Origin of the sequence: Streptomyces atratus (genome assembly GCF_014648655.1) — a bacterium.
GTDB classification, from domain to species: Bacteria; Actinomycetota; Actinomycetes; order Streptomycetales; family Streptomycetaceae; genus Streptomyces; species Streptomyces atratus.
Genome location: NZ_BMRN01000017.1, coordinates 84,483 through 98,793 on the forward strand (window position 1 = coordinate 84,483; position 14,311 = coordinate 98,793).

A 14,311-nucleotide genomic window follows, 5' to 3' on the forward strand; every position below is an offset into this window, starting at 1 on the left:
GCGTGCACGGGCGGTACGACCCATCGGCTGCTCAGTCGGTGTGACCGCACCGCGACGGGTCGAGCTGTCCAGCCATCTGCCGATGCTGGTGCGGTCGGCCACCGACAAGGCCACCATCGCGTCTCGGGCCGGGATGGGGCTTCCTACTCACCCCGGAGGCGACCACACGTGCCGGATTCCTTCGTTCACCTGCACAATCACACCGAATACTCGATGCTGGACGGCGCGCAGAAGCTGAAGCCGATGTTCGGCGAGGTGGCCCGGCAGGGGATGCCCGCGATCGCCATGAGCGATCACGGCAACATGTTCGGCGCCTACGAGTTCGCGCAGGTCGCGAAGGGCTTCGAGGGGATCAGGCCGATCATCGGCATCGAGGCGTACGTGGCACCTTCCTCTCGGTTCGTCCGGAAGCAGGAGTTCTGGGGGCCGGGAGGCCGTCGCGCCACGAGCGCGGGCGGTGAGGGGTCGAAGGATGTTTCCGGTGGCGGCCGCTTCACTCACATGACCATGTGGGCGCGGAACAGCCAGGGCCTGCGGAACCTGTTCCGGCTCAGCACGCAGGCCAGCTATGAGGGTCAGTTCCCTGCCGGAAAGCCGCGCATGGACCGGGAGCTGATCGCTGAACGGCCGGGCGGAATCATCGCCACCACCGGCTGCCCCTCCGGCGAGATCCAGACCCGCCTGCGGCTGAACCAGTATGACGAGGCAAAGGCTGCTGCCGCGGCCTACCAGGAGATCTTCGGTCACGAGAACTACTTCCTGGAGCTGATGGACCACGGCCTGGACATCGAGCGTGAGGTTCGTGAGGGCCTGCTGCGCCTGGCCAAGGAACTGAACATTCCCTTCCTGGCCACCAATGACGCGCACTACGTCACCGAGGACCAGGCCGACGCTCACGACAGCCTGCTGTGCATCGGTGTCGGCAAGAGCAAGGTCGACCCGGGCCGCTTCCGGTTCAACGGTTCCGGCTACTACCTCAAGAGCGCCACCGAGATGCGCAGCCTGTTCTCGGAACTCCCGGAAGCCTGCGACAACACCCTGCTGATCGCCGAGCGCATCGAGTCCTACGACGAGGTCTTCGATTACGTCGACGAGATGCCGCAGTTCCCGGACGTGCCGGAAGGCGAAACGCAGGAGTCGTGGCTTCGCAAGGAAGTCCTCGAGGGTCTGGCGATGCGCTACGGGAAACCGCTCCCCCAGCACATCGTGGACCGCTTCGAGACCGAGATGTCGGTCATCGGCCCCATGGGCTTCAGCTCCTACTTCCTCGTCGTGGCGGACATCTGCCGCCATGCCCGGGAGAACAGGATTCCGCTCGGTCCGGGCCGGGGCTCGGCCACAGGCTCCATCGTCGCCTACGCCACCCGCATCACCGAGTTGTGCCCCCTTGAGCACGGCCTGCTGTTCGAACGATTCCTGAACCCCGAGCGCATCAACCCGCCGGATGTGGACCTCGATTTCGACGACCGTCAGCGCGACCGGATGGTCCGCTACGTCACCGAGAAGTACGGCGATGAGTACACCGCCATGGTGAACACGTTCGGCAAGATCAAGGCCAAGAACGCGATCAAGGACTCCTCGCGCATCCTCGGCTACCCCTATGCCCATGGCGAGCGGATCACCAAGGCGCTCCCGCCGGACCAGAACGGCAAGTCCGCCCCGCTGGCTGCCGTCTTCGACTCCTCCCACGAGCGGTATGGCGAGGCCGGCGAGGTCCGGCAGATGTATGACAGCGAGCAGGATGTGAAGCGGGTCATCGACACGGCCCGCGGTGTGGAGGGCCTCACCCGCGGCACCGGCGTGCACGCCGCCGCGGTGATCCTTTCCAAAACGAAGCTCACCGACCGCATCCCCCTGCACATGCGCGCCTCGGACGGCGTGAAGATCACCGGCTTCGACTACCCGTCCTGCGAAGCCATGGGTCTGATCAAGATGGACTTCCTGGGGCTGCGGAATCTTGGGGTCATCGACCAGGCGATCGAGAACATCCGCGAGAACCGGGGCATCAGCCTGGCCACCGTGAATCCCCTGGACGGCGACCCGTCCACCGTCGTGATCCCTCTGGACGACGCCACGACGTACCGGCTGCTGGCCGAGGGCAATACGTTCGGTGTCTTCCAGCTCGACGGCGGCGGTATGCGCGTGCTGCTGAAGCAGATGGAACCCACGCGGTTCGAGGACATCGCCGCGGTCAACGCCCTCTACCGGCCCGGCCCCATGGCGGCGAACGCGCACACCAACTACGCGCACCGCAAGACCGGCCGCCAGGAAATCACCCCGATCCACCCCGAGCTGCGCGACGCACTGGACCCGATCCTCGGCAACACCTTCCATCTGCTCGTCTACCAGGAGCAGATCATGGCCATCGCCCGGGAACTGGCCGGGTACACCCTCGGCGGCGCCGACCTGCTGCGCCGTGCGATGGGTAAGAAGAAGCCGGAGGTGCTGGCCGCAGAGTGGGACAAGTTCCACGACGGCATGCGGGGCAACGGGTACAGCGAGGAAGCCATCAAGGCCCTGTGGGACGTCATGCTCCCGTTCTCCGGCTACGCATTCAACAAGTCCCACACCGCCGGCTACGGCCTCGTCTCGTACTGGACCGCCTACCTCAAGGCCAACTACCCGGCCGAGTACATGGCCGCCCTGCTCACCTCGGTGGGCGACGACAAGGACAAGGCCGCGATCTACCTCGCCGACGCCCGCAAGAACGGTGTCCGGGTCCTCCAGCCCGACGTGAACGAGTCCGTCGCCGAGTTCACCGCCGTCGGCGACGACGTACGGTTCGGGCTGCGGTCCGTACGCAACGTCGGCGACAACGTCATCGAGGCCATCGCCGATGCCCGCCGCCGGAAAGGGAAATTCACTTCCTTCTCCGACTTCCTCGACAAGGCCGACCTGCCCGCACTGAACAAACGAGCTGTGGAGTCCCTGATCAAGGCCGGCACCTTCGACTCCCTGGAGCATTCCCGCAAGGGCCTCACCGCCATCCACGAGGACGCCATCGACGCGATCATCCCTGTGAAGAAAGCGGCAAGCTTCGGACAAGACAATCTCTTCGCCGACCTGGGCGGCGCAGGAAGCGGCGAACCGGCCTTCGGCCTCGACTTCCCCATCGACGACTCGGAGTGGCCCCGCAGACAGCTCCTGGCGACCGAACGCGACATGCTCGGCCTCTATGTCTCAGCCCACCCGCTGGACGGCGCCGAGCACATCCTCTCCGGCGCACGGGACTGCTCCATCGCCGAACTGCTCGCCTCCGGCCGCACCGCCGGGGACGTGCAGCTCTCCGGACTGATCACCGGCATCCAGCTCAAGATGACCAAACAGGGCAACGCCTGGGCCATCGTGAACCTCGCGGACCGTGATGCCGGCATCGAGGTCCTCTTCTTCCCCGCCGCCTACCAGCTCGTGCGTCACGCACTGGCCGAAGACAACGTCATCTCCGTCAAGGGAAAGATCGAAGACCGGGACGGAACCGTGAACGTCTTCGGCAGAGAACTCGCGGTACTGGACGTGTCCTTCGCCGAGCACGGCGGGAAACCCCCCGTGCGGCTTGCCCTCCCCGCCCACCGGATCACCGAACAGTCCGTCAGAGAACTGAAGCGCATCCTTGCGGACCACCCAGGCGACAGCCCAGTCCACCTCAGCGTCCGCAGCGCACGCAAGACGACCGTGTACGCCCTGCAAGCCAAGGTGGACGCCACCACCGTCGCATCCGATGTGAAAGGCACTTTCGGTGCTGACGCGTGGGTGGGCCTCGCGTGACGCCGAGGACCGACGACTGGCGCGTCGGCGCCCGTATCGTCCAGCTCGTTTCCCCTGCACTGCGATTGCCTCGCGCTGAGGTTCGGGAACGGGGGCAACCGGCCGCACAGGCAGCCGAGGTATCCCTCCGACGTGACGGACGCGGAGTGGGCGGTCGTGCATGAGGCGATGCCGGTGCCGCCGTGGCTGGAGGGCAGGGGCGGGCAGCCGGAGGGGTGCTGCCATCAGCACCTGGTCGACGCGGTGCGGTACCTGGTCGACAACGGGCAATACCGTTGTTTGAGAGGTGCAAGTAGTTCCTCTCCCAAGCACGGTGACCGCCGGGGTGCTGGTTCGTTGATCCAGACCTGCTGCCGGAGCGCCGGCCTTCGCCGGATCAGGCCGGATCGTCTGGTTGCGGCCGCTCTCCGGCCGCTTCCTGGCGCATCCTTGCGGTGAGGGCCAGGAAGACCGACAGATTCTCGACCATCTCTACGGGGAGCCTGGCCCACGGCTTTCCGTCGCCGTGCCGATGGATCTCCAGCCAGCCTTGTTTCACCGTGACCCGGTCGACCTCGCGCCAGCCGAGCCGGTGGTCGAGGTACCCGACACCGGCGGGATCGAGGTGGGCCCCGAAGAAGTCGACCCGTTCGCCCGCCTTCAGCCGGTCCCTGTCCTGCGGCAGCCGTACGCGCGTGAATGTCTTGTCCAGTTCGTCGATGAACCGTGCGACCCCCTTGTACGCGTCGGTCACCGTGATCTCGGCGCCCTCACGGGGACGCACCCAGAGTTCGTCTGTGGTGACGCTGGTGATCCCGTTTGTCACTTTGGTGCTGCTCCGCCGAATGCCATCGATCTCGTCCCATGAGTACGCCTCCGGCACGTGCCCGGCGACCTCCCGGACGATGCCGTACTGGTAGTGACCTACCCAGACCTGAGCCTGCCGTCTCGTGAGCGCGAGGAAGAGGAAATACCCGGCTGCGGCGACTACGGCGGTCCCCAAGATGAGCAGCGGCAGCCCGTAGTACCAGGCGCCGTGGCTCCGCTGGCCCTCCACTGCGGCCGAAATCCCCAGCCAGAGCACCGGCAGTCCGACCAGTGCCGGCAGCAGCACCACGATCCACGGAAAGCGCTTGGGCTCGGTCCACACCAGCCCCTGGCGCGAACCGAGTTCGAACTCCCGCGCGACTCTGCGCATGGAGGGCGGAACAGGAGTGGAATCACGATCCGACACAAGCCCCCCAAGGCCAGACAGTTGAGGGCCATTATCGGGGAGAGGAGCCCGTACGGGAAGAGCGCCCCGGCCCGGCGCATCGGTTAAGCGGACGGTCCCGCGCCCTCGGGCCGGGACGGTCCCCCGCTCTTGTCGCCGTCCCCGGCCCTACGACGTCCCGCTGCGCTCGCTCGGCAAATCAGACGCCCGCGCCGGCCACCACGGTCTGGGCCTGACCCTGCACACGGGCTGGGGCACTCACTACTACGGCAACATCCCGGCCCTCATCCTCACCCCAGACTGGTCCGAGGTCCCGTACCACCCGCCTGCGGAAGACCTCATCCGCGCCGCTCGTCAGCTGCCCCACCGCTGCGAGTGGTAGCCCATTGCGAGCAACACAAGACCCCGGGCCTCGAATGGCCCGGGGCCCGGCGGGAAAGTCCGCGGGCATGGACCGCCACTTGATGCCGTTGTCGCAATGCCATTGCTTGAGCTACTGAAGTATCGCGGGCGTAAGGGTGATGACCTTGGCAGCGAGGCCGGCAGCGATTCCTGTCGGCTCACCCGCACCCGGGCCCGGCAACAGGCCGCCGCAGGCGCCTGACTACGTCTGCTCTCCATGAACGTGCATCCGGCGACTGCGTGACGTTGGCCGATGTAAGCGTTGACTCTCACAAATCGTGAGAGGACACTCTCACACCATGGACTCCAGTAATCGCCTGGGCGATATCGAGATCACTGATCCGCAAGCGATGCGGGCGTTGGCGCATCCGGTGCGGCTGGCGATTCTCGACCACCTTCAGCGGCACGGGCCGGCGACCGCGACGCAACTCGCGCCCGACGTGGGAGCGACGCCGTCGGTGACCAGTTGGCATCTGCGTCACTTGGCCGGCTTTGGACTGGTCCGCGACAGCGAGCCCGGACCGGACCGCCGCCAACGGCGGTGGGAGGCCGTAGCACGCGGCTTCCGATTCGAGACGCCGCAAGATACGGCCGATGGGGAGAGCCAGTCAGCCGCGCGGGTGCTGTCGCAGCAGATGTTCCTGCGTTATGCAGACGTTCCGAGCCGGTGGGCTGCCGAGGTCGAGCCCGAACTCGATGCGGCGTGGCGCAGGATGGCCGGGCTGGCCAATACCCGCGTCGTCGTTTCCGCTGAGGAACTCGCCGCCATCGAGGACGGGATCGAACGCATCCTCGCGCCGTACGTCACTCGTGACCCGGAGGAGCGGCCCACCAACGGCCGCGGCGTCCGGCTCATGCGCTACGTCCTGCCGGAAGACGCCGAGGAGCAGACCGGGCAGACACCGTGAGCAGCCCGGAGCAGGCCGCTGCGATATCGCTGTGGCGGGATCGACGGTTCTGCCGCTTCTGGGCCGGTCAGTCGGTCTCACAGTTCGGCGACCGGATCACCGAGCTGGCTCTGCCTCTGATCGCCGTCAGCGCGCTGAACGCTTCGGCCAACCAGGTGGCGTGGCTGACCGCACTCATCTGGACCCCCAACCTGCTCGCAATCTTCCTGGGGGCCTGGGGCGATCACCAGGCCCACAAGCGCCGTCTGTTGATCCTCGCCGACCTGGTACGCGCCGCAGTGCTGCTCAGCGTCCCGGTGGCCTACCTGTCAGGGGCGGTGACGCTGGGACAGTTGTACGCCGTGGCATTGCTGACGGGCGCCGCTGGGGTACTGTTCAACACCGCCTATCCGCCGTTCTTTGTGCGCCTCGTGCCGCGCGCTTCCTACGTCGACGCCAACAGCAAGCTCAGCGCCAGCCGGTCCGCATCGTATGTCGCCGGCCCGGCCATCGGTGGCGCCCTGGTCCAGGCGCTGACCGCACCCGTCACCCTCGCTGTGGACGCCCTCACCTTCCTGGCGTCAGCGGTCCTGATCAGCAGGGTTTCGGTCAACGAGCCCCCGGCAGCCTCCGGCAGCACAACGGCACCTTCACTGTTGCGGCGTGCCAGGACAGGCCTGTCGTTTGTCATCCGTCATCCAGTGCTGCGGGCCGCGCTCGGCTGCGCGGCGACCGTCAACTTCTTCACCTTTGTCGCGGGCAGTGGACTGATCGTGCTGTTCGCCAACCGGAGCCTTGGGCTGTCCGCTGGAGTGATCGGCATCGCGTTCGGGATCGGCGCGACCGGTGCCCTCCTCGGCGCGGTGTTCGCCCCGAAGATCTCGCGACGGTTCGGCGTTGGGCGCAGCATCGTCGTGGGCGCGGTGCTGTTCCCGGCACCGATCGCCATCGCCGCCACGGCAGACGGCCCGCTCTGGCTCCGTGCCGGAGCCCTGGCCGCAGCCGAGTTCCTCTCAGGCTTCGGCGTCATGCTGTTCGACGTGAATCTCAACTCCCTCCAGGCCGCGGTGATCCCCGACGGTATGCGCAGTCGCGTGGCCGGCGCGTACAGCACGATCAATTACGGCATTCGACCCGTCGGTGCCATCGTCGGCGGTCTGCTCGCGACCCACCTCGGCCTGAGGGCGGCACTCCTCATCGCCGCTGTCGGCGGAGCCCTGTCGCTGCTCTGGCTACTGCCCTCACCGATACCCCGCATCCGCTCCCTGACCCAGACCCGCGTCGCGGATACAACACGCGACGGGACGAGGACAATCGGCCAGTGAGGTCTCCCCGGCAACGTGACGGTTGCGGTGTGGTCCTCGCCCGCCGGTTCGAGTACTGCCTGTCGGCCGGCCCTGGTTGATTCGTTCAAGATCCAGTGCAGTTCCCCTTGCCGAGGGCCCAGGCCTCGATGTCGCGGTAGTGGATCGGTCCACGGCTACGGCCGATGTTGCTGCCGACCAGGTGCAGCCGTTCGGCAGGCCATCGGCGGCCGGTGAATCCGGCGAGCCCTTCGGCGATTTCTCCTGCCGAGGATCGATCTCCTCGGCGGGCACGGGCCAACGTCAGATGTGGGCGCAGGGACCGACCTTCGAAGGCGACACCGCAGTTCTGGACCGCGGTACGCACATCGGCGGCAAGCATGTGCAGCTCATCGAGGTCTCCGTCGATTCCGCTCCACAGCACCCGGTCGTCGAAGGTTCCGCTGCCGCGCAGTGCCAACCAGAGCGGTTGGTGGTCCGCTGCGAGGTTGGCGAGAGGCGGGCGCAGGAGCGGAACTGTCTCGGCCGGTAGCTCCCCGAGGAACGCCAGGGTGATGTGCCAGTCCTCGATACGGTTCCATCGCATGTGAGGGTGTGTGTCATAGGCGGGGCGCAGTTCCCGGGCCAGTTCTTCTTTCGCGTGGTCGGGCGGGGCGAGGGCGATGAACACGCGCACGGTCGCGGGCTGAGTCTGTTCGTTCACACCGGACTTCGTACCGCATCCGGGTAGTGGACGCGGCGGCCGGCCCAGGTACTGCAGGAGAGGCGCTCGCGGTCGCGATGCCGAGGAAACCAGCTCGGCCGGTACGCCCGACGCCACGGCCCGGCGTGGGGCGAGTCCGTGCCCCACCACATCGTTGACGGATACCTGTCAAGTCGGATATCCGCCAGGGCAGAACGGTCGACACACAGGTTGCCGCCACGAAAACTCTTCGCAGCACCCGGAACCACCCATTCACCAGGTGCGCGGAGGAGAGTCAACCATGACCAGATTATCCGCGAGGCGCAGATCCCGGCTGCTCGCAGCGGGGCTGTCGCTCGTACTGCTGTCGGCAGGGCAGGCCGTCGCAGCCGGGGCGTTGGGGACGGTGGGGGCGGGCACCGACCGTGCCACGTCACCCGTGCACGCACCCAGCACCGCGAGAACCGTCACCCTGATCACCGGTGACCAGGTGACCGTGACCGACCTCGGCGCGGGCCGGAAGTCGGTCGCCGTGGAGCGTCCCAAGGGCGCGACCGGAGCAGTTCGCAGCGAGATATCCGACGGCCGGATCACCGTCATACCCGACGAGGCCCGGCCCTACCTCCAGGCGGGCGTCCTCGACGCCGAACTCTTCGACGTCACCGCTCTGATCGAGCAGGGGCTCGGCGACCCGTCGTCCGACGGCCTCCCGCTCATCGTGACGTACACGAAGAACGCCCGCAGCGCGACGCCCCACGGAGCCCGCCAGGTCCGTGGGCTGCCGAGTGTGGGCGGTGCGGCCCTGGAGGCGTCGGCGTCCGGGGAGTTCTGGCGCACGGTCGCACCGGACGTCACCTCCGGGGCGCGCAGCGCGACTTCGGGCCGTGTGCATCTGTCGGGCGGCGTCGAAAAGATCTGGCTGGACGCACGCGTCGACACCGCGATGGAGACCAGCAACGCCCAGATCGGCACCCCTGCGGCCTGGGAGGCGGGGCTGTCCGGCAAGGGTGTCAAGGTCGCTGTCCTCGACACGGGCGTGGACCCGACTCATCCCGATCTCAAGGACCGGGTGAGCGAGACCAAGAGCTTCATCGAGGGGCAGGAGGTCGCCGACCGGAACGGGCACGGCACGCATGTCTCCTCCACCGTCGGTGGCAGCGGTGCGGCCTCCGACGGCAAGGAGAAGGGGGTAGCACCCGGCGCCACCCTCGCCGTCGGCAAGGTTCTCAGCGACCAGGGTTTCGGATCCGAGTCGCAGATCATCGCCGGCATGGAGTGGGCGGCCAAGGACGTCCACGCCAAGATCGTGTCCATGAGCCTCGGATCGTCACAGGGCAGTGACGGCACCGACCCGATGGCCCAGGCGGTGAACACCCTCTCCAAGGACACAGGCGCCCTGTTCGTGATCGCGGCCGGCAACGCAGGTGCTCCCGGCACCATCGGCTCCCCAGGCGCCGCCGACTCGGCGCTGACGATCGGCGCGGTCGACTCCGCCGACCGGCGTGCGTCCTTCAGCAGCCAGGGCCCGCGCCTGGGCGACAACGCTCTGAAGCCCGACCTGTCCGCGCCGGGCGTGAACATCCTCGCGGCCCGCTCCCAGCTCGTGAGCGGCAGCGGCCCGTACACATCGATGAGCGGTACGTCCATGGCCACGCCGCACGTCGCGGGCGTGGCGGCGCTGCTCGCCGAGAAGCACCCCGACTGGAGCGGACAGCAGCTCAAGGACGGGCTGATGAGCACCTCCAAGCAGATCAGCGGCACGTCGTACGAGGTGGGTGCGGGCCGTGTGGACGTCCCGTCCGCGATCGCCGCGCAGATCACCGCGACCGGCAGCGCCGACCTCGGCTTCATCAGCTGGCCGTACGAGGCGAACGAGCCGGTCAGGAAGACGCTGACCTACACCAACGCCTCCGACCGGCCGGTCACCCTGGCGCTGACCGCCGAGGGCGCTCCCGCCGGCGTGGTCACCCTCGCCGACTCCACTCTCACCGTGCCCGCGCACGGCACGGCGCAGACCACGGTCACCGGTGATGGCACCACCGCGCCCGTCGGCCCGACCTCCGGCCGGATCGTCGCCAAGGACGGCGACACCGTGGTGGCGCACACGGCCTTCGGCCTGACCAAGGAGGACGAGCGCTACACCCTCACGGTCCACGTCAAGGACCGCGACGGTGCCCCATCCGCCGCATTCGTGGCTGTGAAGCAGCTGGCCCAGGGCACAGATCCCTTCCCGGTCGCGGTCGATGACTCCGGCACGCTCAAGCTGCGTCTGCAGCCCGGCATGTACACCCTGTCCAGCTTCCTCGACGTGCGTGGCAGCCAGGGCAAGGACTCGCTCGGCCTCGGTCTTCTCACCGAGCCCGAGGTCACCATGGACCGTGACCGCGAAGTCACCCTCGACGGGCGAACGTTGCGGGAGATCCGGGCCGAGGTGGACCAGCGGACCGAGACCCGTCAGCTGAATATGAAGTTCAACCGGGCTGCGAACGGCGCGTCCTTCACGTCGGCCGTGCAGGTGCCGCCGAAGTACGACAGCATCTTCGCCGCGCAGACCCGCAAGCCCGCCACAGGCACCTTCGAGTACCGGACCGTGTGGCGGCTCGGCAAGCCGCTGCTCGATGTCGAAGCAGGCGGCCGGCGGCTCGGCGACGCGTTCGTCCCGTACGGATCGGACGTGTTCACCGGTCGCAAGCGGATGTCCCTGGTGGACGCGGGCACCGGAAGCCCTGCCGACTACGCCGGCAAGGACGTGACGGGCAATGCGGTCGTCGTGCGCCGCACCGGCGCGGTCACGCCCGCTGAGCTGGCCCAGAACGCACGGGACGCGGGCGCCAAGGCCCTGTTCGTCACCGACGATGTTCCCGGGCGGCTGTCGGCCTCGTTTGCCGGTGCCGACGGGGCGACACGTCCGCTGTACATCGCGACGGTGAACGCTGCGGACGGGGCGCGACTGATCGAGACCGCTCGACTCGACCGGGGTGTCGAACTGACCGGAACCCAGTACACGCCGTACGTGTACGACCTCACCGAGGGATACCCGGGGGCGATCCCCGCTGATCTGACGTACCGGCCGGACAAGAGCGATCTGGCCGTCGTCAACAACAAGTTCCACGCGCCGAAGCCCGCCGACGGCGGCGAGTTCCGCTACTCGATCACCGACAGCTTCCCCTACGGCATCGGATTCCAGGAGAAGATCAAGTTCCCTGCGGAGCGCACCGACTACATCAGCGCCGGCCCCGACCAGGGCTGGCACGAGTCCATGTCCAGCGGCCCGGGCGCCATCGAGGAGCGCGGCGGCGTCGTGCACTACCGCGGCGGGACGCGCTCCGCAGCGGACTGGTTCAAGCCGGTCTGGCACCCGTGGCTGGGCACCGGACTCGGCTGGGGCCAGCAGCGTGCGGGCAACAACCTGCAGTTCAACACGCCGGGCTGGGGTGACTCGGGCCCGGACCACACCGGCTTCGGCGATGTGTGGAACCAGAAGTCGATGACCCAGTTCACCGAGGTGTACGTGGACGGGGTGCGGGTCGAACGAAAGACCGGCTCGGGGGCGTACGCCCGGAACGTCAATCCGACCGAGCAGGACTTCAGGGTTGTCACCGACACCACCCTGGACCCGGAGGTCTGGCGGCTCGCCACGAAGGGCCATTCCGAGTGGACCTTCAAGTCGTCCGCCACGCCGGCCGACCGGTATACGTATCTGCCAATGCTCAACCTCGGGTTCGACGTCGACACCGATCTGCACGGTGATGTGCGGGCCGGAAAGCGCCTGGATCTCGGGATCTTCTCCGAGTACGTCAAGGGCGCGCCGGACACCGGGAGGATCACCGGCTCCACGCTGGAGGTCTCCTTCGACGACGGCGCGACGTGGACGTCCGTCGAACTCGGCGGCGTACGCGGCAAGTCCGCCGCCTGGGCCGGCTCCGTGCGGGTGCCGGACGACGCGCAGTACATCTCCGTGCGGGCCTCGGCCGCCGACGACAAGGGCGGCTCGGTCAAGCAGGAGATCATCCGCGCGGTGGGCGTGCGGAAGTAACCGACCGGGTGGGAGCCGCGCAGTCGGCGGCGCGGCTCCCACCTGCCGCGTGCGCGGTACATGGTCCGCACCCTGCACGTGGTGCTGCTCACGGCACAGAGGACATCGTCCGGCGGGGCGCGGCTCGCCCGCGGTGGGTCCTGTCTAACGTACGGGCAGTACACCACCTGCCCGGGAGGCCCCGTGACCCGTACTCACCCGAAGAGATTCGCGCATCCTTTCGAGGCCGTCGAACCACCGCGCAACGCCGAAGTCGTGATCGGCGTGGTGTCAGTGACCGCCCTGGTGATGATGCTCGGTGCCCTGTCCGGGTCCGTGGTGTGGCTTCTGGGGCTCCTTGTGTTCCTGCCGGGGACGGCGTCGGCGCTGTGCACCGTACGCCAGACGAAGTTTGTGTCTGCATGGGCCACGCTTGTGGTCGCCGTCACCGTGGTGATCCGGCACGGTGACGGGCGGTCGTGGCTCGACAGGATCCTGATGGTGCTGCTCACCCTCGCTCTGGGCGCGGCCTCCGTCTACGCCTGCCACCGTCGTATCCGCCGCGAGCACGAGATGCTGCGGCTGCGCTCCACCGCCGCAGCGATGCAGCGCCACATCCTTCGCCCTCTGCCTCTGCTCACCGACGACGTCCTGGTCGACGGCGTGTACGAGCCCGTGCAGGAGGACCGTCTCGTCGGCGGCGACATCTACGACGTCGTCGTCTCCCCATGGGGAACCCGGGTTCTGATCGGCGATGTCCAGGGCAAGGGCCTGCCCGCGGTCGGCGCCGCGTTCGCCGTCATCGGCGCCTTCCGTGAGGCGGCCCACCGGGAGCCCACCCTGACAGCGATCGTCGATGCCCTCGATGCCTCGGTCGTACGGCACAACTCCTATGCTGCACAGACCGGCGACGACGAGAGGTTCGTCACAGCGCTTATCGTCAACGTCGACGCGCACGACGAGGTACAAGTCATCAACTGCGGGCACATTCCTCCGCAGCTGCTGCACGACGCCACCGTCATCACGCCGGCCCTCGACTCCGGTGTCCCCCTCGGTCTCGCCGAACTCACCGCCGAACCCGCGACCGTCAACTGGTTCGCCTTCCCGCCCGGCGCGACGCTGCTGCTGACCACCGATGGGCTCACCGAGACCCGCGCCGCCGACGGCACGTTCTACCCCGTCACCGAACGCCTCACCGAGCGCGCGGCGCTCTCTCCCACCGAGCTGCCGCACGCCCTCTACGACGACGCGCGTGCGTTCGCCGGAGAGGGCGGCCAGCACGACGACGTCGCGGTCCTGTCCGTCCGACGGTCACCGCACCACTGAGCGCAACACGGCGCACGTACGCTCAAGTGCCCGGCCCCTCGGACGGCAAGCAAGGTCCGAACATGACTCCGCCGACACCGCCCGAGGACGTCGACGCTCCCGGCACCGCGCCACAACCGCATCGCTCCCGCGTGCGACGAGGACCTGTACTGAGCGGACGGGGCAGGCCCGCCGCCAGTAAAGCTGCAGGCGGTCGATCCCGTGGGGGTGGCCACGGCGAGGCGTCAGCGGAGCAGGAGGCCGGTAGCGGCCGGGCCTTGAAAGACGCTGTTCACCTGCACCGCAATGTCGCTCACGCTGCCCCCGTCCGCGAGCCGGTCCAGCCACCCCGCTGCCCCGGGCCGGCACAGACACGCAAGGAGCGCGCCGACTGCGGCCGTCGCAGAGTCGTCCGGCTGATTCGGGCTGCCGGACCGCAGAGCCGGCATCGCCGACGACGGCACCTGACCACAGTCCCCGATCCACGGGCCGCCACGCGGCCCGATCTCATCGCCCGTAGTTTCCACCCCGACCCGGCGGGGCCGAATGTCCGCTGGTGCGGCGACTGGGCTCGATCCGCTTTGGCGGACACCCGAGATCAGGGGCTCAGCCCCCGGAAGGATGTCCATCATGGAGAGCATGGGGAAGAAGAGGCCGCGCCCTCGCCGTTCAACTGCCGCCGCTCCAGTGTGATTGAGGTGGTGGTCCAGCGCGGTCTCGCCCTCGTTGACTTCCAGCCACAGGTACGGGTCTTCATCA

Annotated in this window: 7 protein-coding genes; 5 read left to right on the forward strand and 2 right to left on the reverse strand. The window is 68.0% G+C overall.

What is annotated here, in order from left to right:
- Positions 1-168 precede the first annotated feature (168 nt).
- Complete coding sequence (dnaE, locus tag IEZ15_RS25290) at positions 169-3,765, forward strand: DNA polymerase III subunit alpha (protein ID WP_189279492.1); 3,597 nt, start codon at positions 169-171, stop codon at positions 3,763-3,765.
- 376 nt (positions 3,766-4,141) lie between these two features.
- On the opposite strand, the gene IEZ15_RS25295 is transcribed toward dnaE, so the two are convergent.
- Complete coding sequence (locus tag IEZ15_RS25295; protein WP_189279493.1) at positions 4,142-4,942, reverse strand: DUF6585 family protein; 801 nt, start codon at positions 4,940-4,942, stop codon at positions 4,142-4,144.
- 716 nt (positions 4,943-5,658) lie between these two features.
- On the opposite strand from IEZ15_RS25295, the gene IEZ15_RS25300 reads away from it, so the two are divergent.
- On the forward strand, positions 5,659-6,267 hold the full coding sequence (locus tag IEZ15_RS25300; RefSeq protein ID WP_189279494.1) for an ArsR/SmtB family transcription factor: 609 nt from the start codon (positions 5,659-5,661) through the stop codon (positions 6,265-6,267).
- On the forward strand, positions 6,264-7,571 hold the full coding sequence (locus IEZ15_RS25305; protein WP_189279495.1) for an MFS transporter: 1,308 nt from the start codon (positions 6,264-6,266) through the stop codon (positions 7,569-7,571). The genes IEZ15_RS25300 and IEZ15_RS25305 overlap by 4 nt, the downstream gene beginning before the upstream one ends.
- Before the next feature lie 85 nt (positions 7,572-7,656).
- Here IEZ15_RS25305 and thpR read toward each other — a convergent pair whose 3' ends face one another.
- On the reverse strand, positions 7,657-8,253 hold the full coding sequence (thpR, locus tag IEZ15_RS25310; protein WP_114242594.1) for an RNA 2',3'-cyclic phosphodiesterase: 597 nt from the start codon (positions 8,251-8,253) through the stop codon (positions 7,657-7,659).
- A 280-nt stretch (positions 8,254-8,533) separates the two neighbouring features.
- Here thpR and IEZ15_RS25315 point away from each other — a divergent pair, with 280 nt between their 5' ends.
- Both IEZ15_RS25315 and IEZ15_RS25320 read left to right on the forward strand, forming a co-directional pair.
- Positions 8,534-12,268, forward strand: coding sequence for a S8 family serine peptidase (locus IEZ15_RS25315; RefSeq protein ID WP_189279496.1), 3,735 nt, complete (start codon positions 8,534-8,536; stop codon positions 12,266-12,268).
- Positions 12,269-12,451: 183 nt separating this feature from the next.
- Positions 12,452-13,573, forward strand: coding sequence for a PP2C family protein-serine/threonine phosphatase (locus IEZ15_RS25320; protein WP_229846105.1), 1,122 nt, complete (start codon positions 12,452-12,454; stop codon positions 13,571-13,573).
- Positions 13,574-14,311 lie beyond the last annotated feature (738 nt).

Coding starts and splice junctions, on each gene's coding strand:
- IEZ15_RS25295 (WP_189279493.1), bottom strand. CDS start 4,942: ATGCGCAGAGTCGCGCGGGAGTTCGAACTCGGTTCGCGCCAGGGGCTG.
- IEZ15_RS25300 (WP_189279494.1), top strand. CDS start 5,659: ATGGACTCCAGTAATCGCCTGGGCGATATCGAGATCACTGATCCGCAA.
- IEZ15_RS25315 (WP_189279496.1), top strand. CDS start 8,534: ATGACCAGATTATCCGCGAGGCGCAGATCCCGGCTGCTCGCAGCGGGG.